Source organism: Cryobacterium sp. MDB2-A-1 (assembly GCF_004402675.1).
Classification (GTDB): Bacteria; Actinomycetota; Actinomycetes; order Actinomycetales; family Microbacteriaceae; genus Cryobacterium; species Cryobacterium glucosi.
In genome coordinates, this window is the sequence record NZ_SOFK01000044.1 from 170,380 (window position 1) to 187,360 (window position 16,981).

14 protein-coding genes are annotated in these 16,981 nt (G+C 69.6%); 3 read left to right on the top strand and 11 right to left on the bottom strand.

What is annotated here, in order from left to right; all coding sequences use genetic code 11:
• Positions 1–38: 38 nt before the first annotated feature.
• The 9 genes from E3O39_RS17155 to E3O39_RS17195 form a co-directional block, all read right to left on the bottom strand.
• Positions 39–1,598, bottom strand: a complete 1,560-nt coding sequence (locus E3O39_RS17155; protein ID WP_134449218.1) for an aldehyde dehydrogenase family protein — start codon at positions 1,596–1,598, stop codon at positions 39–41.
• Positions 1,598–2,242: an HD domain-containing protein gene (locus E3O39_RS17160; RefSeq protein WP_134449219.1), complete on the bottom strand. Its 645-nt coding sequence runs from the start codon at positions 2,240–2,242 to the stop codon at positions 1,598–1,600. The genes E3O39_RS17155 and E3O39_RS17160 overlap by 1 nt, the downstream gene beginning before the upstream one ends.
• Before the next feature lie 46 nt (positions 2,243–2,288).
• A complete protein-coding gene (locus E3O39_RS17165; protein WP_134449220.1) occupies positions 2,289–3,665 on the bottom strand; it encodes an NAD(P)/FAD-dependent oxidoreductase in 1,377 nt (458 codons plus the stop codon).
• Positions 3,666–3,670: 5 nt separating this feature from the next.
• A complete protein-coding gene (locus E3O39_RS17170) occupies positions 3,671–3,991 on the bottom strand; it encodes a 2Fe-2S iron-sulfur cluster-binding protein (RefSeq protein WP_134449221.1) in 321 nt (106 codons plus the stop codon).
• A 40-nt stretch (positions 3,992–4,031) separates the two neighbouring features.
• Positions 4,032–4,850 (bottom strand): SDR family NAD(P)-dependent oxidoreductase, encoded by an 819-nt coding sequence (locus tag E3O39_RS17175; RefSeq protein ID WP_134449222.1) that lies wholly within the window; start codon positions 4,848–4,850, stop codon positions 4,032–4,034.
• A complete protein-coding gene (locus tag E3O39_RS17180) occupies positions 4,843–6,765 on the bottom strand; it encodes a PEP-utilizing enzyme (protein ID WP_134449223.1) in 1,923 nt (640 codons plus the stop codon). Before E3O39_RS17180 ends, E3O39_RS17175 begins: the two co-directional genes overlap by 8 nt.
• 78 nt (positions 6,766–6,843) lie before the next feature.
• Positions 6,844–7,959: a PEP/pyruvate-binding domain-containing protein gene (locus E3O39_RS17185; protein ID WP_134449224.1), complete on the bottom strand. Its 1,116-nt coding sequence runs from the start codon at positions 7,957–7,959 to the stop codon at positions 6,844–6,846.
• Positions 7,959–9,335, bottom strand: a complete 1,377-nt coding sequence (locus E3O39_RS17190) for a cytochrome P450 (protein ID WP_241985122.1) — start codon at positions 9,333–9,335, stop codon at positions 7,959–7,961. The genes E3O39_RS17185 and E3O39_RS17190 overlap by 1 nt, the downstream gene beginning before the upstream one ends.
• Before the next feature lie 141 nt (positions 9,336–9,476).
• Positions 9,477–10,283 (bottom strand): IclR family transcriptional regulator, encoded by an 807-nt coding sequence (locus tag E3O39_RS17195; protein ID WP_134449226.1) that lies wholly within the window; start codon positions 10,281–10,283, stop codon positions 9,477–9,479.
• Positions 10,284–10,400: 117 nt separating this feature from the next.
• Between E3O39_RS17195 and E3O39_RS17200 the strand changes: the two genes are divergently transcribed.
• The 3 genes from E3O39_RS17200 (at position 10,401) to E3O39_RS17210 (ending at position 13,205) form a co-directional block, all read left to right on the top strand.
• Entirely contained in the window at positions 10,401–11,651 is a 1,251-nt protein-coding gene (locus E3O39_RS17200) for an MFS transporter (protein WP_134449227.1), read from the top strand.
• Positions 11,652–11,696: 45 nt separating this feature from the next.
• Positions 11,697–12,392: an endonuclease NucS gene (nucS, locus tag E3O39_RS17205; protein WP_134449228.1), complete on the top strand. Its 696-nt coding sequence runs from the start codon at positions 11,697–11,699 to the stop codon at positions 12,390–12,392.
• Positions 12,393–12,536: 144 nt separating this feature from the next.
• Positions 12,537–13,205 carry an HAD hydrolase-like protein gene (locus E3O39_RS17210; RefSeq protein ID WP_241975487.1) on the top strand — a complete coding sequence of 223 codons (669 nt, stop codon included), beginning with the start codon at positions 12,537–12,539 and terminating at the stop codon, positions 13,203–13,205.
• 221 nt (positions 13,206–13,426) lie between these two features.
• On the opposite strand, the gene E3O39_RS17215 is transcribed toward E3O39_RS17210, so the two are convergent.
• Both E3O39_RS17215 and E3O39_RS17220 read right to left on the bottom strand, forming a co-directional pair.
• Positions 13,427–15,574, bottom strand: a complete 2,148-nt coding sequence (locus E3O39_RS17215) for a glycosyltransferase family 39 protein (RefSeq protein WP_134449229.1) — start codon at positions 15,572–15,574, stop codon at positions 13,427–13,429.
• The gene (locus E3O39_RS17220; RefSeq protein WP_134449230.1) at positions 15,571–16,860 is read right to left on the bottom strand and encodes a bifunctional glycosyltransferase family 2/GtrA family protein; all 1,290 of its coding nucleotides are present in this window, start codon (positions 16,858–16,860) and stop codon (positions 15,571–15,573) included. Before E3O39_RS17220 ends, E3O39_RS17215 begins: the two co-directional genes overlap by 4 nt.
• Positions 16,861–16,981 lie beyond the last annotated feature (121 nt).

A 16,981-nucleotide genomic window follows, 5' to 3' on the forward strand; every position in this document is an offset into this window, starting at 1 on the left:
GCGCACGTGGCGTGCCAGGCGGCGCCGGAGAGTCCCGGCTAGCGGATGCGGCGGTGCACGGACTGCGGGCGCAGGTAGGCGTGCAGGCCCTCGCGTCCGAACTCGGCGCCGAGGCCGGAATCGTGCCGCCCGGCGAAGGGCGCGTTGTGGTTGGAGGCGAAGAAGCCGAGGCCGACGGAACCGGTGTCCATCCGGGCGGCCGCATCGAACGCGGCGTCGGCATCCGCTGAGAACACCGTGCCGCCGAGGCCGAACGCGGTGTTGTTCGCGATGCCGATCGCCTCGTCGAGCGTGTCGTAGCGCAGGATCGACAGGACCGGCCCGAAGATCTCTTCGCGCGCGATCCGCATCCCCGGCGTCACGTCGGCGAACACGGTCGGTTTCACGAAGAAGCCGCGGTCGAAGCCGCTCGGCACGTCACCGCCCGTGGTCGCCCTGGCGCCCTCTGCGATGCCGGAGCGGATGTACCCGCGCACCGTGTCGCGCTGCGCCCGTGTCGCGGCGGGTCCGAAGACGGTGTCCGGGTCCATCGGGTCGCCCTGCCGCGCGGCCTGGATCGTCGCCGTGACCATGTCGACGAGTTCGTCGTAGCGCCCGGCCGGCGCGAGGATACGCGTGGAAATGTAACAGGTTTGCCCGGTGTTGCGCATGCAGCTGCGGATCAGCACCTGCTGCATGGCCGTGAGGTCGACGTCCGGCAGAACGAGCGCGGACGACTTGCCGCCGAGCTCGAGGGTGACCGGCCTCAGCAGCTCGCCGCACGCCGCGGCGATTCTTCGGCCGACCGGGGTCGAGCCGGTGAAGGCGACTTTGTCGACTCCGGGGTGCCGCACGAGGGCGTCGCCGACGGCGCTGTCCCCCGTGACGATGTTCACGACGCCCGCCGGGATGCCTGCCGCTGCCGCGGCATCCGCAAGGAAGCGGATCGAGAGCGGCGTCGGCGATGCCGGCTTGATCACGACGGTGCACCCGGCCATGAGCGCGGGCGCGAGCTTCGCCACGACGAGGTTGATCGGGAAGTTCCACGGCGCGATGAGCGCGCAGACGCCGACCGGGTCCTGCCGCACGACGGTTTCGGCGGATCCGTCGGGGAACGGGCGCACGTCTGCGGTCTCCAGGTACCCGGCCAGTCCGGCGAAGTAACGGAAGATCGCTGCGGCATTCGAGGCCGCGCGCCCGGTCTCGGCGACCGGGGAGCCGTTCTCCCACGTGTTGGTGTGCGAGATCGCCGCCGCCCGCTTCTCGATCTCGCCGGCCAGGCGTTCCAGGTACCCGGCGCGCACGGACGGGGCCAGCCCGCGCCACCCGTCAGCGCCGGCGCCGGCACGCGCGAACGCGCGGCGGGCGGCCGCGACGGCGAGGTCGACGTCGGCGGCGGATGCCACCGGCACACTGCCCCACTCCGCTTCCGTCGCGGGGTTGGTCACCATGGTCCGACCGGTTCCGCTCGCCGCACGCCAGGCACCGTCGATGAAGAGGTCGTCGGTGTGCCGATAGGGCAGCGTGGCCGGGAACCTCGTGGGCTGGACGGGCTGGCCGGCCGCAGCCGTGGCCGTGGCCGCCGCTGTCGGTGCCGCGTCGATCGACTGCCCCGTCATCAGAGCACCGCGATCTTCAGCAGCGCCTCTGCCCTGTCGAGTTCGATCGTCGCCATCTCGAGGCCGGCAGCGGTGATGAGCTCCGGCAGGATCTCGGCCCGCAGGCGCCGGCAGTAGAACGACGGCGTCTGGCCGAACCAGCTCGAGGCGAGGGCGATGCCGGCCGGGGTGAAGCGCCAGAGCCGGTCAGCGTCGCGCACGAGCGAGTCCTCGATCGAGTACGACTCGACGCGGGTGTCATGGCCGTCGATGATGTCGGTGACCCGGGTGATGAAGGCCTCGTCGTAGCCGAGACCCGGCAGCACCTCCCTGGCGATCATGCAGCCCTTGAGCTCGTGCTCGAAGCGGATCTGGGCCTGGCGCCAGTTCGCGCCGAAGCCCTCCGAGATGATCTTGGTCTCGTCCACCCTGGCCCAGCCGCTGTCGTGCAGCAGGATGGCCACCCGCACGACGAGGGCGTCAGCCTCCGGGTAGGCCTCGCAGAGCCGCTCGGCGAAAGCGAAGGAGATCGGCACGTGGATGTCGTTGCTGCGCGTGCGCATCTCGGTCTCGACGGCGCGCCAGAGCGGGTCGAGGTCGCTCGGGCCGTCCGCGGCGACGGCGATGGGCGAGGTGTCGATGGACTGGTCGGTCTGCAGTGTCATGGCGTTCTCACTTCGAGGTTGGGGCGCCGGAGCGCGGAGGCTGGGGCTAAGCGGCCGGACTGCCGGCGGGAACGGGGACTGCAGGAGGAGCGAGATCAACGGCGGCCGGCGCAGGCACCGCACGCCCGGCATCCGCCGTCTCGACGGCCGCGAGGAGTTTCTTGAGCGGAACGGTGGTGTCGGTCGCAACATCCGCCGGCACAGAGAGGCCCTTGTGGAGGGCGTTCTTCACGGCCATGAAGTCGAGCGGGCTGTTGATGCAGTCAGCGGCGATGAGCCGGCCACCCCGGTAGTAGAGCACCGAGAACTTCTCGGAGTCCGGCTCGCCGCGCAGAACGACCCGGTCGTGCCCGCCGCTCAGCCCGGCGATCTGCAGTTTGAGGTCGGCCTGGTCCGACCAGAACCACGGCACCGTCCGGTGCTCTGCCGGGAGTCCGAGCAGGGTGGCCGCGGCCACCTTGGCCTGCTCGACCGCGTTCTGCACGCTTTCGAGGCGGATGCGGCCGACACCGAAGTCCCCGATCGACGGGTTCGGCATGTTCGCGCAGTCCCCGGCGGCCACGGTGAGTCCGTCGGAGGCGAGGGCCCTTGCGTCCACCACGATCCCGTTGTCGACCTCGAGGCCCAGCTGCACGGCGAGCTCGGTGCGCGGGACGACCCCGACGCCGATCAGCACGACATCCGCCGCCACGATCTCGCCTGAGCCGTCGCCGTCACGCGGACCGAGCTCGACGCCGGTGACCCGGTCGTGCTCGCCGACGAACCGCACGACCTGCGCGTTCAGCACCACGCGGATGCCGCGGCGCCGGTGCGCCTGCAGGTAGAACTCGCTGGTCTGCTCGGAGACCGCCCTCCCGACGAGGCGGGGAGCCGCCTCGAGCACAGTGACGTTCTTACCGGCGGCCCTGGCCCCCGCTGCGACCTCGAGGCCGATGAAGCCGCCGCCGACGACCACGACGTTCCGCGCCTCACGCAGTTGCTGCTCGAGCACGGTCGCCTCCGTCGCGGTCCGCAGGTAGCTGACGCCCTCGAGCTCGGAGCCCTCGAACGGGATCGTGCGCGGTGCGGCTCCGGTGGTGAGAGCGAGCCGGGCGAATGCGAAGGTGCGCCCGGACTCCGCCGTCGCGACGCCGCCGTCCGCGTTCCGGACGATGCGGAAGATCCGCTCCCGCGGCACGAGGTCGATGGAATGCTCGCGGTAGAAATCGTGGGTGCGGAAGGCCAGGGAGTCAGCGGTCGCCTCGCCCTTGAGGAACGCCTTGGAGAGCGGCGGCCGCTGGTACGGGGCGTGCGGCTCCTCGCCGACGAGGGTGATCGGGTCGGTGTCGCCGAGTTCGCGCAGTGTCGAGGCTAGTTGCACCCCGGCCTGGCAGTTGCCGATGATGAGGGTGCCCAGCCGGGGTGCTGCGGTCGTGTCGCCCATGCCGGTCACACCTGCGTTTCGGGGGTCTGCACGTGCACGGACACGTCGTCGGTCAGTTTCAGCTGGCAGGAGAGCCGGGAATTGTCCTCCCGGTCGACGGCCGTTCCGTCGAGCATGTCGTCCTCGAGGTCGAGCTTCGGCGGGAACAGCCCCGCGCTCTCTGCGCACAGGAAGACGTGGCAGGTGGCGCAGGACAGGCTGCCGCCGCACTCGGCGACGATCCCGGGAACGCCGTTGCGCACCGCGGTCTCCATCACGGAATCGCCCGCGAATCCGGTGACGATGGTCTCTGTGCCGTCGAAGGCGACGTAGCTCACGGTTGGCATTTCTCGGTCTCCTGGTTCGGTTCTCTGGGTTACGGGTGGGTCAGAGGAACTGCCGGCCGCCGTCGACCACGAGGGTCTGGCCGGTGACGTAGTCGCTGCCGGGTGCGGCGAGGAACAGGGCCGCCCCGACGATGTCCTCCGGTTCGCAGGCCCGCTTGAGCGAGCCGCGGTCGACGCCGTAGCTCTCGGCGCCCGCGATGAGCCCGTAGCTGGCCTCGGTCAGGGTGAAGCCGGGAGCGATCGCGTTGACGGTCACGTTGCGGTCACCGAGTTCCTTGGCGAGCACCCGGGTCAGCGCGATGACGCCGCCCTTCGAGGCCACGTAGTGGGCCCACTGGGCCGATCCGCTCATCACCGTGGCGGAGGAGAGGTTGATCACCTTTCCGCCGTCCGGCAGGTAGGGCGTGCAGGCCCGGGTGACGAGCCACGGCCCCTTGAGGTTGACGGCCATCACCCGGTCCCACTCGTCGGGGTCGAGGTCGGTGAAGGGGGCACGGGTCACGGTCGCGTAGATCGCGGCGTTGTTGATGACGACGTCGATCACGCCGGCCTGGGCCGGGGGCACCGTACCGGGGGCGGATGCGCCGGGCCGGGCCTCGGGGACCCAGCCGGCGGCATCCGCGGCCAGCCGGGTGACCGAGGCGAGGTCGGTGACGTCGACCGGGAGGGCGAGGGCGGTTCCGCCGGCCTCTTCCACGAGAACGACGGTCTCCCGCGCGCCCTCGAGGTTGACGTCGGCGACGACCACCCGGTCGCCCTGGGCCGCGAAGCCCAGGGCGAAGGCACGGCCCAGGCCGCCGGCGGCGCCGGTGATCAGCACCGTCCTCTGCGAGACCCCGGCCGCGCCGCGCTCAGGCATGGCTGCTCTCGGCGAGGACGGCGTCGAGCTGGGCGGCCGCGGCAGGGGCCAGGGCGAGGTCGTGCTCGTGGGCCAGGCCGGCAACGTCCTGCTCGGCGCCGTGATCTTCGACGATCGTCACGGTCCCGTTGTTGCCGTCGACCCGCAGCCACTGTCCCGTCCTGATCTGGGCGGAAGCGGTTCCGGTTCCGGTGACCGCCGGCATCCCGTACTCACGGCAGACGATGGCCGCGTGGCTCATCATGCCGCCGATGTCGGTGACGGTCGCGCGGATCTTCCCGAAGATCGGGCCCCACGACGGCGCCGTGACGGGAGCGACCAGGATGTCGCCCTCCTGCACCTCGGAGAGCTGGTCGGAACTGCTGATGACCCGGGCCGGACCCTCCGCGACGCCGCTCGAGGCGGCCATTCCGCGGAACTCGCCCTCCGGCGCGTCGGAGTCGCCGAGCCAGTTCTTGATCTGGTCGCTCGTGATGCCCCAGAGCATCAGGGTGAAGGGCTCGGTGATCACAACGGGCGGCGTGTTGAGCGCCGGCTGCGGGCGCTCCTCGGAGAGCGCGTCGACGATGACCTTGCGCCGGGCGACCTCGGCCGGCCAGTAGTCCGGGCCGATCGCGGGGGCGCCGACGGCCCAGCCGGTGACGTAGTCGAAGAGCGTCTCGCGCACCTCGTCGCGGCGGAGGTAGAACATTCCGTTCGCCTCCGGCCAGAACCCGGCCTCGGAGAGCATCTTCGAGAGCTGGCGGGCCTTCCGCCAGAAAACGCCCATGGTCCAGTGCTCGATGTAGAAGTTGTGGTTCTCCACGTAGGGGTAGACCTGCCGCGCGAGACCGAGCTTGCCCTGGAACGCGGCGAGCTGTTCTGGGCTGAGCAGTTCGGAGTATTCCTCGGTGATGCGGTCGCGCTCGGCGACGAGCTCTGCGACGGGACGGTCGATGCCGACACCGTTCTGCACGCGAACGATGTAGTCGGCGATGTAGCCGAGCGGCAGCTCGAGGTGGTCCATCCAGTACTTGTCGTGGGCGTAGAAGCCGTTGCCGACGGTGAAGTTGAACCAGGGATCCTGTGCCTCGGTCCAGGCCGCGAGCCACTCCGCTCCGCCCGCGGCCGCGCCGATCGCGGCGAGGGTTTCCTCCGGGTTCTCGGTGTTGCCGAAGTGACCGTCGACGCCGAGTTCGACGGCGAGCTTGGCGAGCTTCTTGAGCTCGTCATCCGGTCGGAAGAGCTCCATGTCGACGCCCTGCACCATCTTCGCGACGGCCTGGTCCGGGATGCCGGGGAAGACCTCCTTGCAGAAGCTGAAGAAGTCGAGGTAGGCCACGTAGCCGAGGTTGAGGAACTCGAAGTGGTACTGCCAGGCCCGGTAGGTGAGGGACACGAGCTTGTCGAAGTTGCCGAGGAGCTCGTCGTTCGGGCCGAGACCCTTGCCGCTCGTGACGTCCTCGAGCGGGACCGCGTTCGGCAGCGCCTCGAAGGACAGGGCGTTGAGCTCGTCGATCGTGCCGCGGATCTTGCCCTGCCATTTTTCGAGCAGGCCGTCCCAGTTCTGGAAGTAGTGGCCGGCGCGGGCCATGAACTCGGGAACGCGGGCGGCGATCTCGGTCTCGGGAACACCGACGGGCGACATGAACACGTAGCCGTTGTGGATGCGGAACTCGATGCCGTTGGCCGGCGGGATCAGCAGGTGGCGGGAGTTGTACTGGCCGAGGCAGGAGACGGCGAACTCGAAGCCGATGGTCTCGAAGGGCTTTGTCACCGTCGGCCAGTGCTGGCTGTCGCAGAACCAGAACTTGGCCTCTTCGACCTCACGCCGGTTCTCCTGGAAGACCAGGTTGTAGGCGTAGAGGTCCTTCCAGCCCTCTGCGGAGGCCGCGGGCTTCTGGTCGTACGGGCTGGGGAATGACTTCTCTGTCATGGTTCAACCGTTCTGTGTGGGTAAACGCGGGTGGAGGGGACGAGCGGGGAAGATGAGGCGCAGCGGATGCGCGGGAGATCAGGCCTTGCCGGCCTGCGTCATCAGCGAGCGGGTGATGCTCTCGATGCCGAACCCGGCGGACTGCGTCGGAATCGAACCCGACGCCGTCGAGGAGAACACCGTCTCGGGTCGGGACTGCAGCAACAAGAGGTTCTCCCCGTCCGGCAGGTCGCGGTCGAGGGCCCATTCGATGTCCTGGGGGCACTTGAAGTGCTTCTCGGCGCGCTTGGCGATCGCGGCGATCGCGGTGATCTCCGTGTCGCTGATGCAGAGGCGCCCGCGGCGGTCGGCAGGGACCTCGCGTTCGACGAGGGACTTGCTCGCGGGGTCGGGCACGAGTTCGGCGTGCTTGTCGCCGATCGAGTGCTTCACGACCATGAGCATGACCTTGTCGACGGTGATGTTGTCCGGCGTCACCTGCCCGGAGACGACGAGCTCGCCGAGCCCGTACGAGGCCTCCATCACGATCTTGGAGCGGTCGCCATTGGTCGGGTCCATGGTGATCGCGACGCCGGCGACCCGGGCGTTCACCATCTTCTGCACCGCGACGGCCATCGAGAGGCCTTCGTTGGGGATCTTGTTCTTCAGCCGGTAGATGATGGCGCGGGAGGTGTAGAGCGAGGCCCAGCACGCGCGGATGTGCTCGGTGACGTCTTTGACGCCGAGGAGCCAGAGGTAGGTGTCCTGCTGGCCGGCGAAGCTCGCATCCGGCAGGTCCTCTGCCGTCGCCGAGGACCGCACGGCGACAGGGACAGGGGACTCGAAGCGCGACTGCAGTGCCTCGTATGCCTCGATGGTCGTGGCGTGCAACTCGGCGGGCACCGGCCGCGAGGTGATCTCGAGGCGCAGCTGGGCCGAGACCCGGTCGACGGCGGTCACGTCGTCGGGATCGAGGTTCGCGAGCATCTCGTGGATGTCCTTCTCGATGCCGGCCTCGCGGATGAAGGCGTCGTATGCTGCCGTCGTGATGGCGAAGCCGGGGGGAACCGGCATCCCGGCCGCGGTGAGTGCGACGAGGGACGCGCACTTGCCGCCGAGCTGCTCGTGCAGCGGCGGAAGCCCGCCGTCGAAGAACTGGATGTAGGCGGCGTGGGATGCCGGTGTTGCGGTGACAGCGGGGGTTGCGGTTTCCATCAGGCGTTGCCCTCCCAGGTGACGGGAACCGACGTCGGCGCCCTGAACGACAGGTTTTCTCCGAAGACGATCGCTTCGGAATCGACGATCCTCAGGCCGGGGACGGCCCGGATGGTCTCTTCGACAACGATCTTGTCCTGCAGCTTGGCGAGCATGTTGCCGAGGCAGTAGTGGATGCCGAAGCCGAAGGAGAGGTGGGTGCGGGCGTTGGCCCGTTCGATGTCGAAGACCTCGGGCTCCTCGAAGACGCTCGGGTCCCGGTTGGCAGATCCCATCAGCAGCAGGATGTTCGCGCCCTTCGGGATCGGGGTGCCGGCGATCTCGGTGTCGACGAGGGCCTTGCGCCGCCAGCCGACGATCGAGGGGCTGTAGCGCAACGTCTCGTCGATCGCCCCGGGAATCCGCTTGGGGTCCTCGACGAGCTTCTGCCACTCGCCGGGGTTGCTGAGCAGCATCCGGATCGTGTTGGAGATGAGCGTCGTCGTGGTCTCGTGGCCGGCGAAGAGCAGGCTGTAGCAGACCGACGCGATCTCGTGGTCGGAGATCTCTCCGCCGGCCAGCTGGGCGCGCACGAGGTCGGTGACGAGGTCGGTTCCGGCAGTTCCGGCGTCGATGGCCCCGTGGGCGGCGGAGACCAGGCGCCGGCATTCGGTCCAGTAGTCGACGAGGTTGTGCGCGTGCGGGATCTGCTCCTCGTCGCTCAGGTCACCCCAGGTCATCGCGGCCCGCGAGTCCGACCATTTCTTGTAGGTCGGGACCATTTCCGGCCCGACGCCGAGCAGGCCGAGGATCGTGATCGTGGGGATGTCGACGGCGACGTCCTTCAGGAAATCGCCCCGGGCATCCGGATGCGCGAGCATCTGGGTGAGGAGCCGCGCGGTGTTCTCGCGGATGGTGGGCTCGAGGGCCTTGTACCGGCGTGGGCTGAACTCCTGCTGCACGATCGTGCGCATCCGGGTGTGCTCTGGGGGAACGCGGGCCGAGAGGCCGGAGTATGCGGTGAAGCCGCCATCGTTCATGATCTTCGTCGCGGCGGCTCCGCGCGGCCGCACGGGGGCCTGGGCGTTCTCGCTGCTGAAGGTGACCCAGTTGTCGAAGACGGCCTTGACGTCCGCGTAGCGGGAGACGACGTAGTAGCCGATGCGCTCGTCGAACATGACGGGCTGCTCGTTGCGCAGCTCGGCGTATGCAGGGAACGGGTCGTTCATGTCGAACGGGGAATAGCCGTGGTGGCCGCCGGCGGCCGCGGCGAGCGCGCGGTGATCGACCGGGCACTGGGCTGCTGCGGGCTGGGCTGCTGCGGGCTGGCCGGGGGCCGGCTGGGCTGCGGCCGGGTGCGTGGTGGCGGGCTGTGCCGTCACGGGCTGAGCGTTCACGAGTGCTCCTTCTGTCCACTTCTGCGGGGACTGTCCACTTCTGCGGGGATCTGGCTCCATCTAATGCTCCCGGAGCTGGGAAGCGCCGGGCTTGTCCCACTGGGCGGAAGTGGAGTTGGGGAGGCGCCCGTTCAGGCCGGTTCAGGACTGCTGCGGTTTGCGGGCACGCGCCGACGGTTGCAGGGCAGCCTTCGGCAGGTGCGCGATCCCCGCCTGGATGCGCTCGGCCGTGCCGAGCAGGATGGGCAGGTTGCGTTCGAGCTGGTGCGCCCGCGAGGTGGGCAGCACGATCCCGAGTCCGCCGAAGATACTTCCGTCGGCCTGGAACACCGGGACGGCGAGCGAGCACGATCCGAGCCGCACCTCCTCTGAGGCGACGGCGAAGCCCTGGCCGCGTACCTTGTCGAGTTCCCGGCGGAGCTGCTCCGGGTCGGCCTTGGTGAACGGGGTGCGCTGCACGAGCGCCGCGCCGAGCACGGCGTCACGCACCCAGCCCGCCTCGAAGGCGAGGATCGCCCGGCCGACAGCGGTCGCGTGCATCGGCAGCCGCCCGCCCACCCGGGAGGCCTGCGGGACTCTCCTGCTCCCGTAGACCCGGTCGATGTAGAGCACGTCCGCGCCGTCGCGGATGGCGAAGTGGGCGGTCTCCTGCGTGAGGCCGAACAGGTCCTGCAGGTACGGGCGCACGACGTCGCGCAGCTGCCGTCCGGCATGCTGGCCGAGTTCCCAGAGCCGGAGGCCGATCTGGTACCGGCCGCGGGCATCCCGCTGCACGGCGCCCCATTCCTCCAGCTCGCCGAGCAGGCGGTGCACGGTGCTCTGGGGAAGGCCGCTCTCGGTGCAGATCTCGGAGAGGGTCCGCGCGGAGGGGCTGGACTCGAAGACGGCCAGGATGCTGAGCACGCGCGAGGTCACCGTCTGCCCCGGTGAGGTGGTGCGTCCTGCCACGATTCCCCCCCCCCCCNTCGCGCCCCGCTGCGCTCGACTCCAGCCCCATCGTACGTCGCCGGAGATCGGATAGCGTTGACGGGATACCCCCCGACCGAGCCTGTTAAGGAAACGACCATGACCGCGCCCTCCGAACCGACGGATGCGTCCGCTCCGAGCCCCGGATCACCGAACGGCCCCGGCACCCTCGCCTGGCGCAACGCCGTCTTCGCGGTCTTCTTCATCAGCGGACTCGGCCTCGCCAGCTGGGTCGCACGCATCCCCGCGGTTCGCGACAGCCTGCGGCTCGACACCGCACTCGTCGGCGTGCTCATCTTCGGCCTCTCGGCAGGCTCTGTGCTCGGCCTGGTCGTCGCGGTGCGGCTCCTCGCCCGTTTCGGCGCCCCCCGGGCCATGACGATCAGCGTCGCGACGTCCTCGATCGGACTGGTCGTGGTCGGTGCCGGCGCGACCCTGCTCGAATCCGCCCCGGTCGTCTTCGCGGGCCTTGCCGCCGTCGGCCTCGGGATGGGTTCGCTCGACGTGATGATGAACGTCGAGGGCGCTGCGGCCGAACGGGCGATTCGCAAGACGTTGATGCCGCTGATGCACGCCTGCTTCAGCCTCGGAACCGTCGTCGGGGCGCTGCTCGGTGCCGCGGCATCCGCACTCTCCGTCTCGGTGTTCTGGCACCTGACGGCGATTGCGGTGCTCGTGTTCCTGATCGCGGTCCTGGCCGTTCGGTCCATTCCTGAGCTCGAGAACGCTGCCGAGACGAGTGCGCCTGGCGAGCCGGCCAGCACCTGGCGCAGCCGGCTGCGAGCGAGCCTGTCGGTGTGGGCAGACCCGGGTGTCCTGTTGATCGGTGCGATCGTGCTCGGGATGACGTTCGCGGAGGGCTCGGCGAACGACTGGATCGCGCTCGCTTCCGTCGACGGCCACGGTTTCAGCAATACCGCCGGCGCGATCGTCTTCGGCGTGTTCGTCGCAGCGATGACCGTCGGCCGGGTGATCGGCGGGCCGGTGATCGACCGGTTCGGCCGTGTTCCCGTGCTGCGGGCCTGCGCCGTCATCGGGGTGCTCGGGCTGCTCCTGTTCATCCTCGCGCCGAACGACTTTGCACTCTACGCGGGCACCGTGCTGTGGGGCGTCGGAGCCTCACTCGGTTTCCCTGTTGGCATGTCGGCCGCCGCGGACGACACGAGGAATTCCGCGGCCCGGGTCAGCGCCGTCGCCATGATCGGCTACTTCGCCTTCCTCGTCGGGCCGCCCGTTCTCGGCCTTCTCGGCCAGAACTGGGGCATCCTGAACGCCCTGTACCTCATCGTCGCCCTGATGGCCCTCGCCGGCCTCGCCGCTCCGGCCGCCCGCGAGCGCCACCGGCGCTGACCCCTCCCTGTCGAGCGGTTGCTTCAGACCGGTTAAGCTCGATGCGTGCGCCTCGTAATTGCCAACTGCTCCGTCGACTACGCCGGAAGGCTGAACGCACACCTGCCGCTCGCCACCCGCCTCCTCCTGCTCAAGTCGGACGGCAGCGTGCTCGTGCACTCCGACGGCGGCTCCTACAAGCCGCTCAACTGGATGAGCCCGCCGTGCTCCCTCGTCGAGCAGGTCCCCGATGACGAACAGACGGATGCCGGCATCACCCAGGTCTGGACCGTCACCCACGCGAAGACCGCAGACCAGCTCATCGTCAGCATCCACGAGGTCCTGCACGACTCCGCCCACGAACTCGGCATCGACCCCGGCCTGATCAAGGACGGCGTCGAGGCGCACCTGCAGAAGCTGCTGGCCGAGCACATCCATCTTCTCGGGGACGGCCACACCCTCGTCCGCCGCGAGTACATGACGGCGATCGGCCCTGTCGACATCCTCGCCAGGGACGCCGCCGGCCACTCGGTCGCGGTCGAGCTCAAGCGCCGCGGCGACATCGACGGGGTCGAGCAGCTCACCAGGTACCTCGAGCTGATGAACCGCGACCCGCACCTGGCCCCGGTGGCCGGGGTTTTCGCCGCACAGGTCATCAAGCCGCAGGCCCGGATGCTCGCAGAGGATCGCGGCATCCGCTGCCTCGTGCTCGACTACGACGCGATGCGCGGCCTCGACGACACGCAATCCCGCCTGTTCTGACCTGCCCGGGAGGGCCCTGACGGGCGTTTTCTTTCGAGGGAGCGCTCTCATGAAGGCAGGAGTAGCAGCCCATCGGATTCCGGCATAAAGTAGAAAATTACCCATTTCGTGGGAAATCGGGCCTCTGGCCTCTAGGATTAGCGAGTGAATTCGACTTTGACTCGCACCTGGAGTGCAATACTTTTTGACCTCGACGGAACCATCACCGATTCCGCCCCGGCCATCACCAACTCCCTCGCCCGGACCTTCGCCCTTCTCGGCCGACCGGTTCCGACCGACGCCGAGTTGCTCGCCTATGTCGGCCCGCCCCTCTTCGCCGCCTTCCGTGAGTACGCCGGCATGACGGCAGAGGAGGCCACTGAGGCCGTCGCGGTCTACCGCGCCGACTATCACGGCGAAGCCATGCTCGACACCGCCGTCTACCCGGGCGTCGCCGGCCTGCTCCAGCGCGTGCACGAGGCCGGAATCCCCCTCGCCCTCGCCACGAGCAAGCCGGAGCACGCCGCGATCACGATCCTCGAGCACTTCGACCTGGCCCGGTTCTTCACGGTCATCGTCGGGGCGAGTGACGCGGAGACCCGCAGCGCCAAGGCCGACATCGTCGAAGAGGCCCTGAACCGCCTCGCCGCCGTCGGCACGAGCCTCAGCACCCCCGTCATGGTCGGCGACCGCAGCTACGACGCGGAGGGCGCCGCAGCCCACGGCGTGCCGACGATCCTCGTCGAGTGGGGCTACGGCTCTCCCGCAGAGGCCGCCGCAGCGACCGCGACCGTCTACTCCGTCGACCAGCTCGCCAAGCTCCTCCTCGGCTGACCCGCAGCGGATGCCGCGGCGCGCGCCCGACGCTCCGCTCCGGCATCCGCAGCGATCGTGTTCTCCGACCGAATGTCGGTGGTCCCTGCGACCCTGTCGCCATGACTACGACTCAGCCACGGATGCAGCAAATCATCCCTGGAGTGGAGCCGTGGCGCTGACGGGACCCACTGCGGCGGCCCGGTCCCTTCCGTAGCTGCGGGCGTTCGCCCGTCCGCCCGCTACGAGCTCGCCGCCGTTGCACCCGCAGACAGGTCGTAGAGCGTGACGCTGTCGACGGTCTGGGCGGTGAAGTTCTCCGCGACCCAGGCGGCGATCTCGCTCGAGGCACTCGATCCGCCGTTGGCCTGGCCGGTCGTTCCACCGATGAAGTAGTGGATCTTCCCCGCTGCCACATCGGCCTGGAACTCGGCGAGGGTGGGGGCGGGGTCGCTCCCGTTGAAGCCGCCGATCGCCATCACCGGCAGTTGGGTCGCGAGCTGGTAGCCGGCGGCCGAGTCCGACCCGATCGCCGCGGCGATCCAGGTGTAGCTGCCGGAATTCACAGAGAGCAGCGCGGCGAGGCTTGCACTGACGCTCGCTGATCCCATGAATCCTCCGGCACCGCCGGGGCGCCCTCCGGTCGGCAGCGTCCCTGTCGTGCCGTTCGGGACGGTGCCGTTCGGGACGGTGCCGTTCGGGACGGTGCCGTTCCCGCCAGTCGGGCCGGCCGGCGGAGTGCCGCCCCCGGCGAATCCGCCGGCGTTGCCGCCGGGGAACCCGGCCCGTCCGCCGGGCATTCCACCGCCGCCCATCCCGCCCATGCCGCCGGAAACGGTCGGGCCGGCCGTGACGATCGACCCGGTGTGGGCCGTCGACACGGTCTCGAGCGTGTAGGCAACGGGTGCCAGCAGTGCGCCGGTGAGGGCGATCGCGACCGTAGCCCTGCCCCACCACTTCCCCGGCAGCCTCCTGAGCCAGGCCGCCCGCGGCGGCGCCATCAGCAGTCCGGCGGCGACCAGGCCGAGCGCGGCGACGACGAACTTCAGCCACGGCAGCCAGTCGGTGGCGCGGTCGAGCAGCACCCACGCCCAGGCGCTCGTCGCGAGCATCGCGACGGCCGCCGTGATCCGGGCCCAGAGCGCCGTGCGTTTCATCCAGACGAGGCTCGCGCCGATCGCGAAAGTTCCGGCGAGCGCGGGCGCGAGGGCGACCGTGTAATAGGCGTGGAAGATCCCGGCCATGAAGCTGAAGGCCAGCGCGGTCAGGATCAGGTACCCGGCGAAGAGGAGGAGCGTGGCCCGGCGGAGCGAGATCCGCGGGGCGCGGCGGAGCACGACGAGCGCCGCGATGCACAACACCAGCGCGGCGGGCAACAGCCAGGTGATCTGGCCGCCGAATTCGCCGAGGAAGAGCCGGAAGATCCCGGTCTCACCCCACATGCCGCCCGTCACCGCACCCGTGCCGCCGGCGCCTCCCGTGACGCTCCCGGTCTCGCTCCCGGTGAGCCGGCCGAATCCGTTGTACCCGAACGTCAGCTCGAGGAAGCTGTTCGTCTGCGAGCCACCGATGTACGGACGCCAGTTCGCCGGGACGAGTTCGACGATGGCGACCCACCAGCCTGCCGAGACGATCACGGCGCCGAGGGCCGCGAACGAGTGCCAGAGGCGGGTGCGGAACCGGTGCGGCGCCGCGTACAGGTAGACGCCCGCGAGCGGAGGCAGGATCAGGAATGCCTGCAGCTGCTTGGTCAGGAATCCGAAGCCCACCATCGCTCCCGCCCAGAGCACCCATTTCAGGGCGCCGGTCTCGATACCGCGCAGGGTGAAGTAGGTGGCGAGGCTGAGGAGGAGAACGAGCAGGGCATCCGGATTGTTGAACCGGAACATCAGCGCGGCGACGGGGGTCACGGCGAGCACGGCGCCGGCGAGCAGGGCGGTGCCTGCCGAGAAGCGGCGGCGCACGGTGGCGAAGAGCACGCCGACCGATGCGACGCCCATCAGGGCCTCCGGCACGAGGATGCTCCACGAACTGAGTCCGAACAGGCGCACGGAGAGCGCCATCAGCCACAGGCTCGCCGGCGGCTTGTCGACGGTGATCGCGTTGGCGGCGTCGGAGGACCCGTAGAAGAACGCGGTCCAGTCGACCGAGCCGGCCTGCACAGCGGCGGAGTAGAACGAGTTGGCCCAGCCGCTCGCGCCGAGGTCCCAGATGTAGAGCACCGCTGTCGCGAGCAGGAGACCCAGCAGGGCCGGCCGTTCCCAGCGCGCGGAGCCGGCCCTGCCCCGCACGAGGGTGCGCGGCAGGGCCGCGAGGCTGGCCACGAAGCGGGCACCGAAGCGGGCGCCGAGCGGAGAGACGGCGGGGCGCGGGGAAACCTGGGTCGTCATGAACTGGTCACTTCCTGTCTGGCGGGGGCGTCCCTCCGGGAGGGCTCGTCGCGGGAGGTCACTTCGTCGCGGGAGGTGCGTGGTTCCGTCCTGGTCGGGGCCGGCGTCCGCTGGCTCCGGAAGACCCAGAGCCGCAGCAGCACGAACCGCATCACGGTCGCGAGGAGATTGGCCGCCGTGAGCACGATGATCTCGGCCTGGGGCCCGGCATCCGCGCGGACAAGGTGCAGCACGAGGAGGGATCCGCTCGTCACGAGCCAGGCCAGGCCGAAGATCACGAGGCCCTGCGCCTGGTGCTTGACCGCGCCTCGCCGCCCGCGCACGCCGAAGGTGAGGCGTCGGTTGGCCCAGGTGTTCGCGATCGCGGTGATGAGCAGGGACAGGAAATTGGCCAGCTGGGCCGGCATCACGTACTGGAGCACGAGGTAGAGCAGCGCGAACGCGATGGTCGACAGCACGCCGATCACGCCGAACCGAAGCACCTGGCCGAGGAAGGTCGGCGGGGTCGGCGGCTCGAACGGCGGTCGGCCGAGCTCGGCGTAGATCTCGTCGACGGGGATCCTGCCGGTGACGAGCGAGTGCGCCACCCGGACCAGGCCCTTGAGGTCGTCGGCGGCGGTACCGACGACGTCGACCCGGCTGTCGGGGTCGTCGATCCAGTCGACGGGCACCTCGTGGATCCGGAGCCCGGCGCGCTCGGCGATGATGAGCATCTCGGTGTCGAAGAACCAGCCGTTGTCCTCCACGAGGGGGAGCACCCGCTGGGCGACGTCACGGCGCATCGCCTTGAAGCCGCACTGGGCGTCGCTGAATTCGACGCCCATCGTCGTGCGGACGAGGGCATTGTAGCTTCGGGAGATGAACTCGCGCTTGCCGCCGCGGGTGACGCGGGACCCGCGCGACAGCCGGCTGCCGATGGCGACATCGGAGTGGCCGGAGAGCAGCGGGGCGACGAGCGGCGGGAGCGCGCGGAGGTCGGTGGAGAGGTCCACGTCGACGTATGCGACGACTGCGGCGGGCGAGGCGAGCCAGACCCGCTTGAGCGCCCGGCCCCTGCCCTTCTCGACGAGGTGCACGGCGTGGACGCCCGGCAGTTCGGCCGTGAGCGAGTCGGCGATCGCGGCGGTGTTGTCGGTGCTGGCGTTGTTCGCAATGGTGACGCGCCAGGGTTCCTCGAACTGGTCGGTCAGGTACGCGTGCAGCACACGGATGCTGCGCGCGAGGGTCTGCTGTTCGTTGTACACGGGCACGACGACGTCGAGGGCGAGAGCTGCTGATCGGGTCATGGTGGCCACTCTCCGCCCAGAGCCTATGCCGGAGCACTGGCCGCGTTATGAGTGCGGAAAGGAAGACCTGTGAGGTGCCTGTGCTGCCCGACAGGGCTAGGGTGGGGTCGAAGGAGGCCCC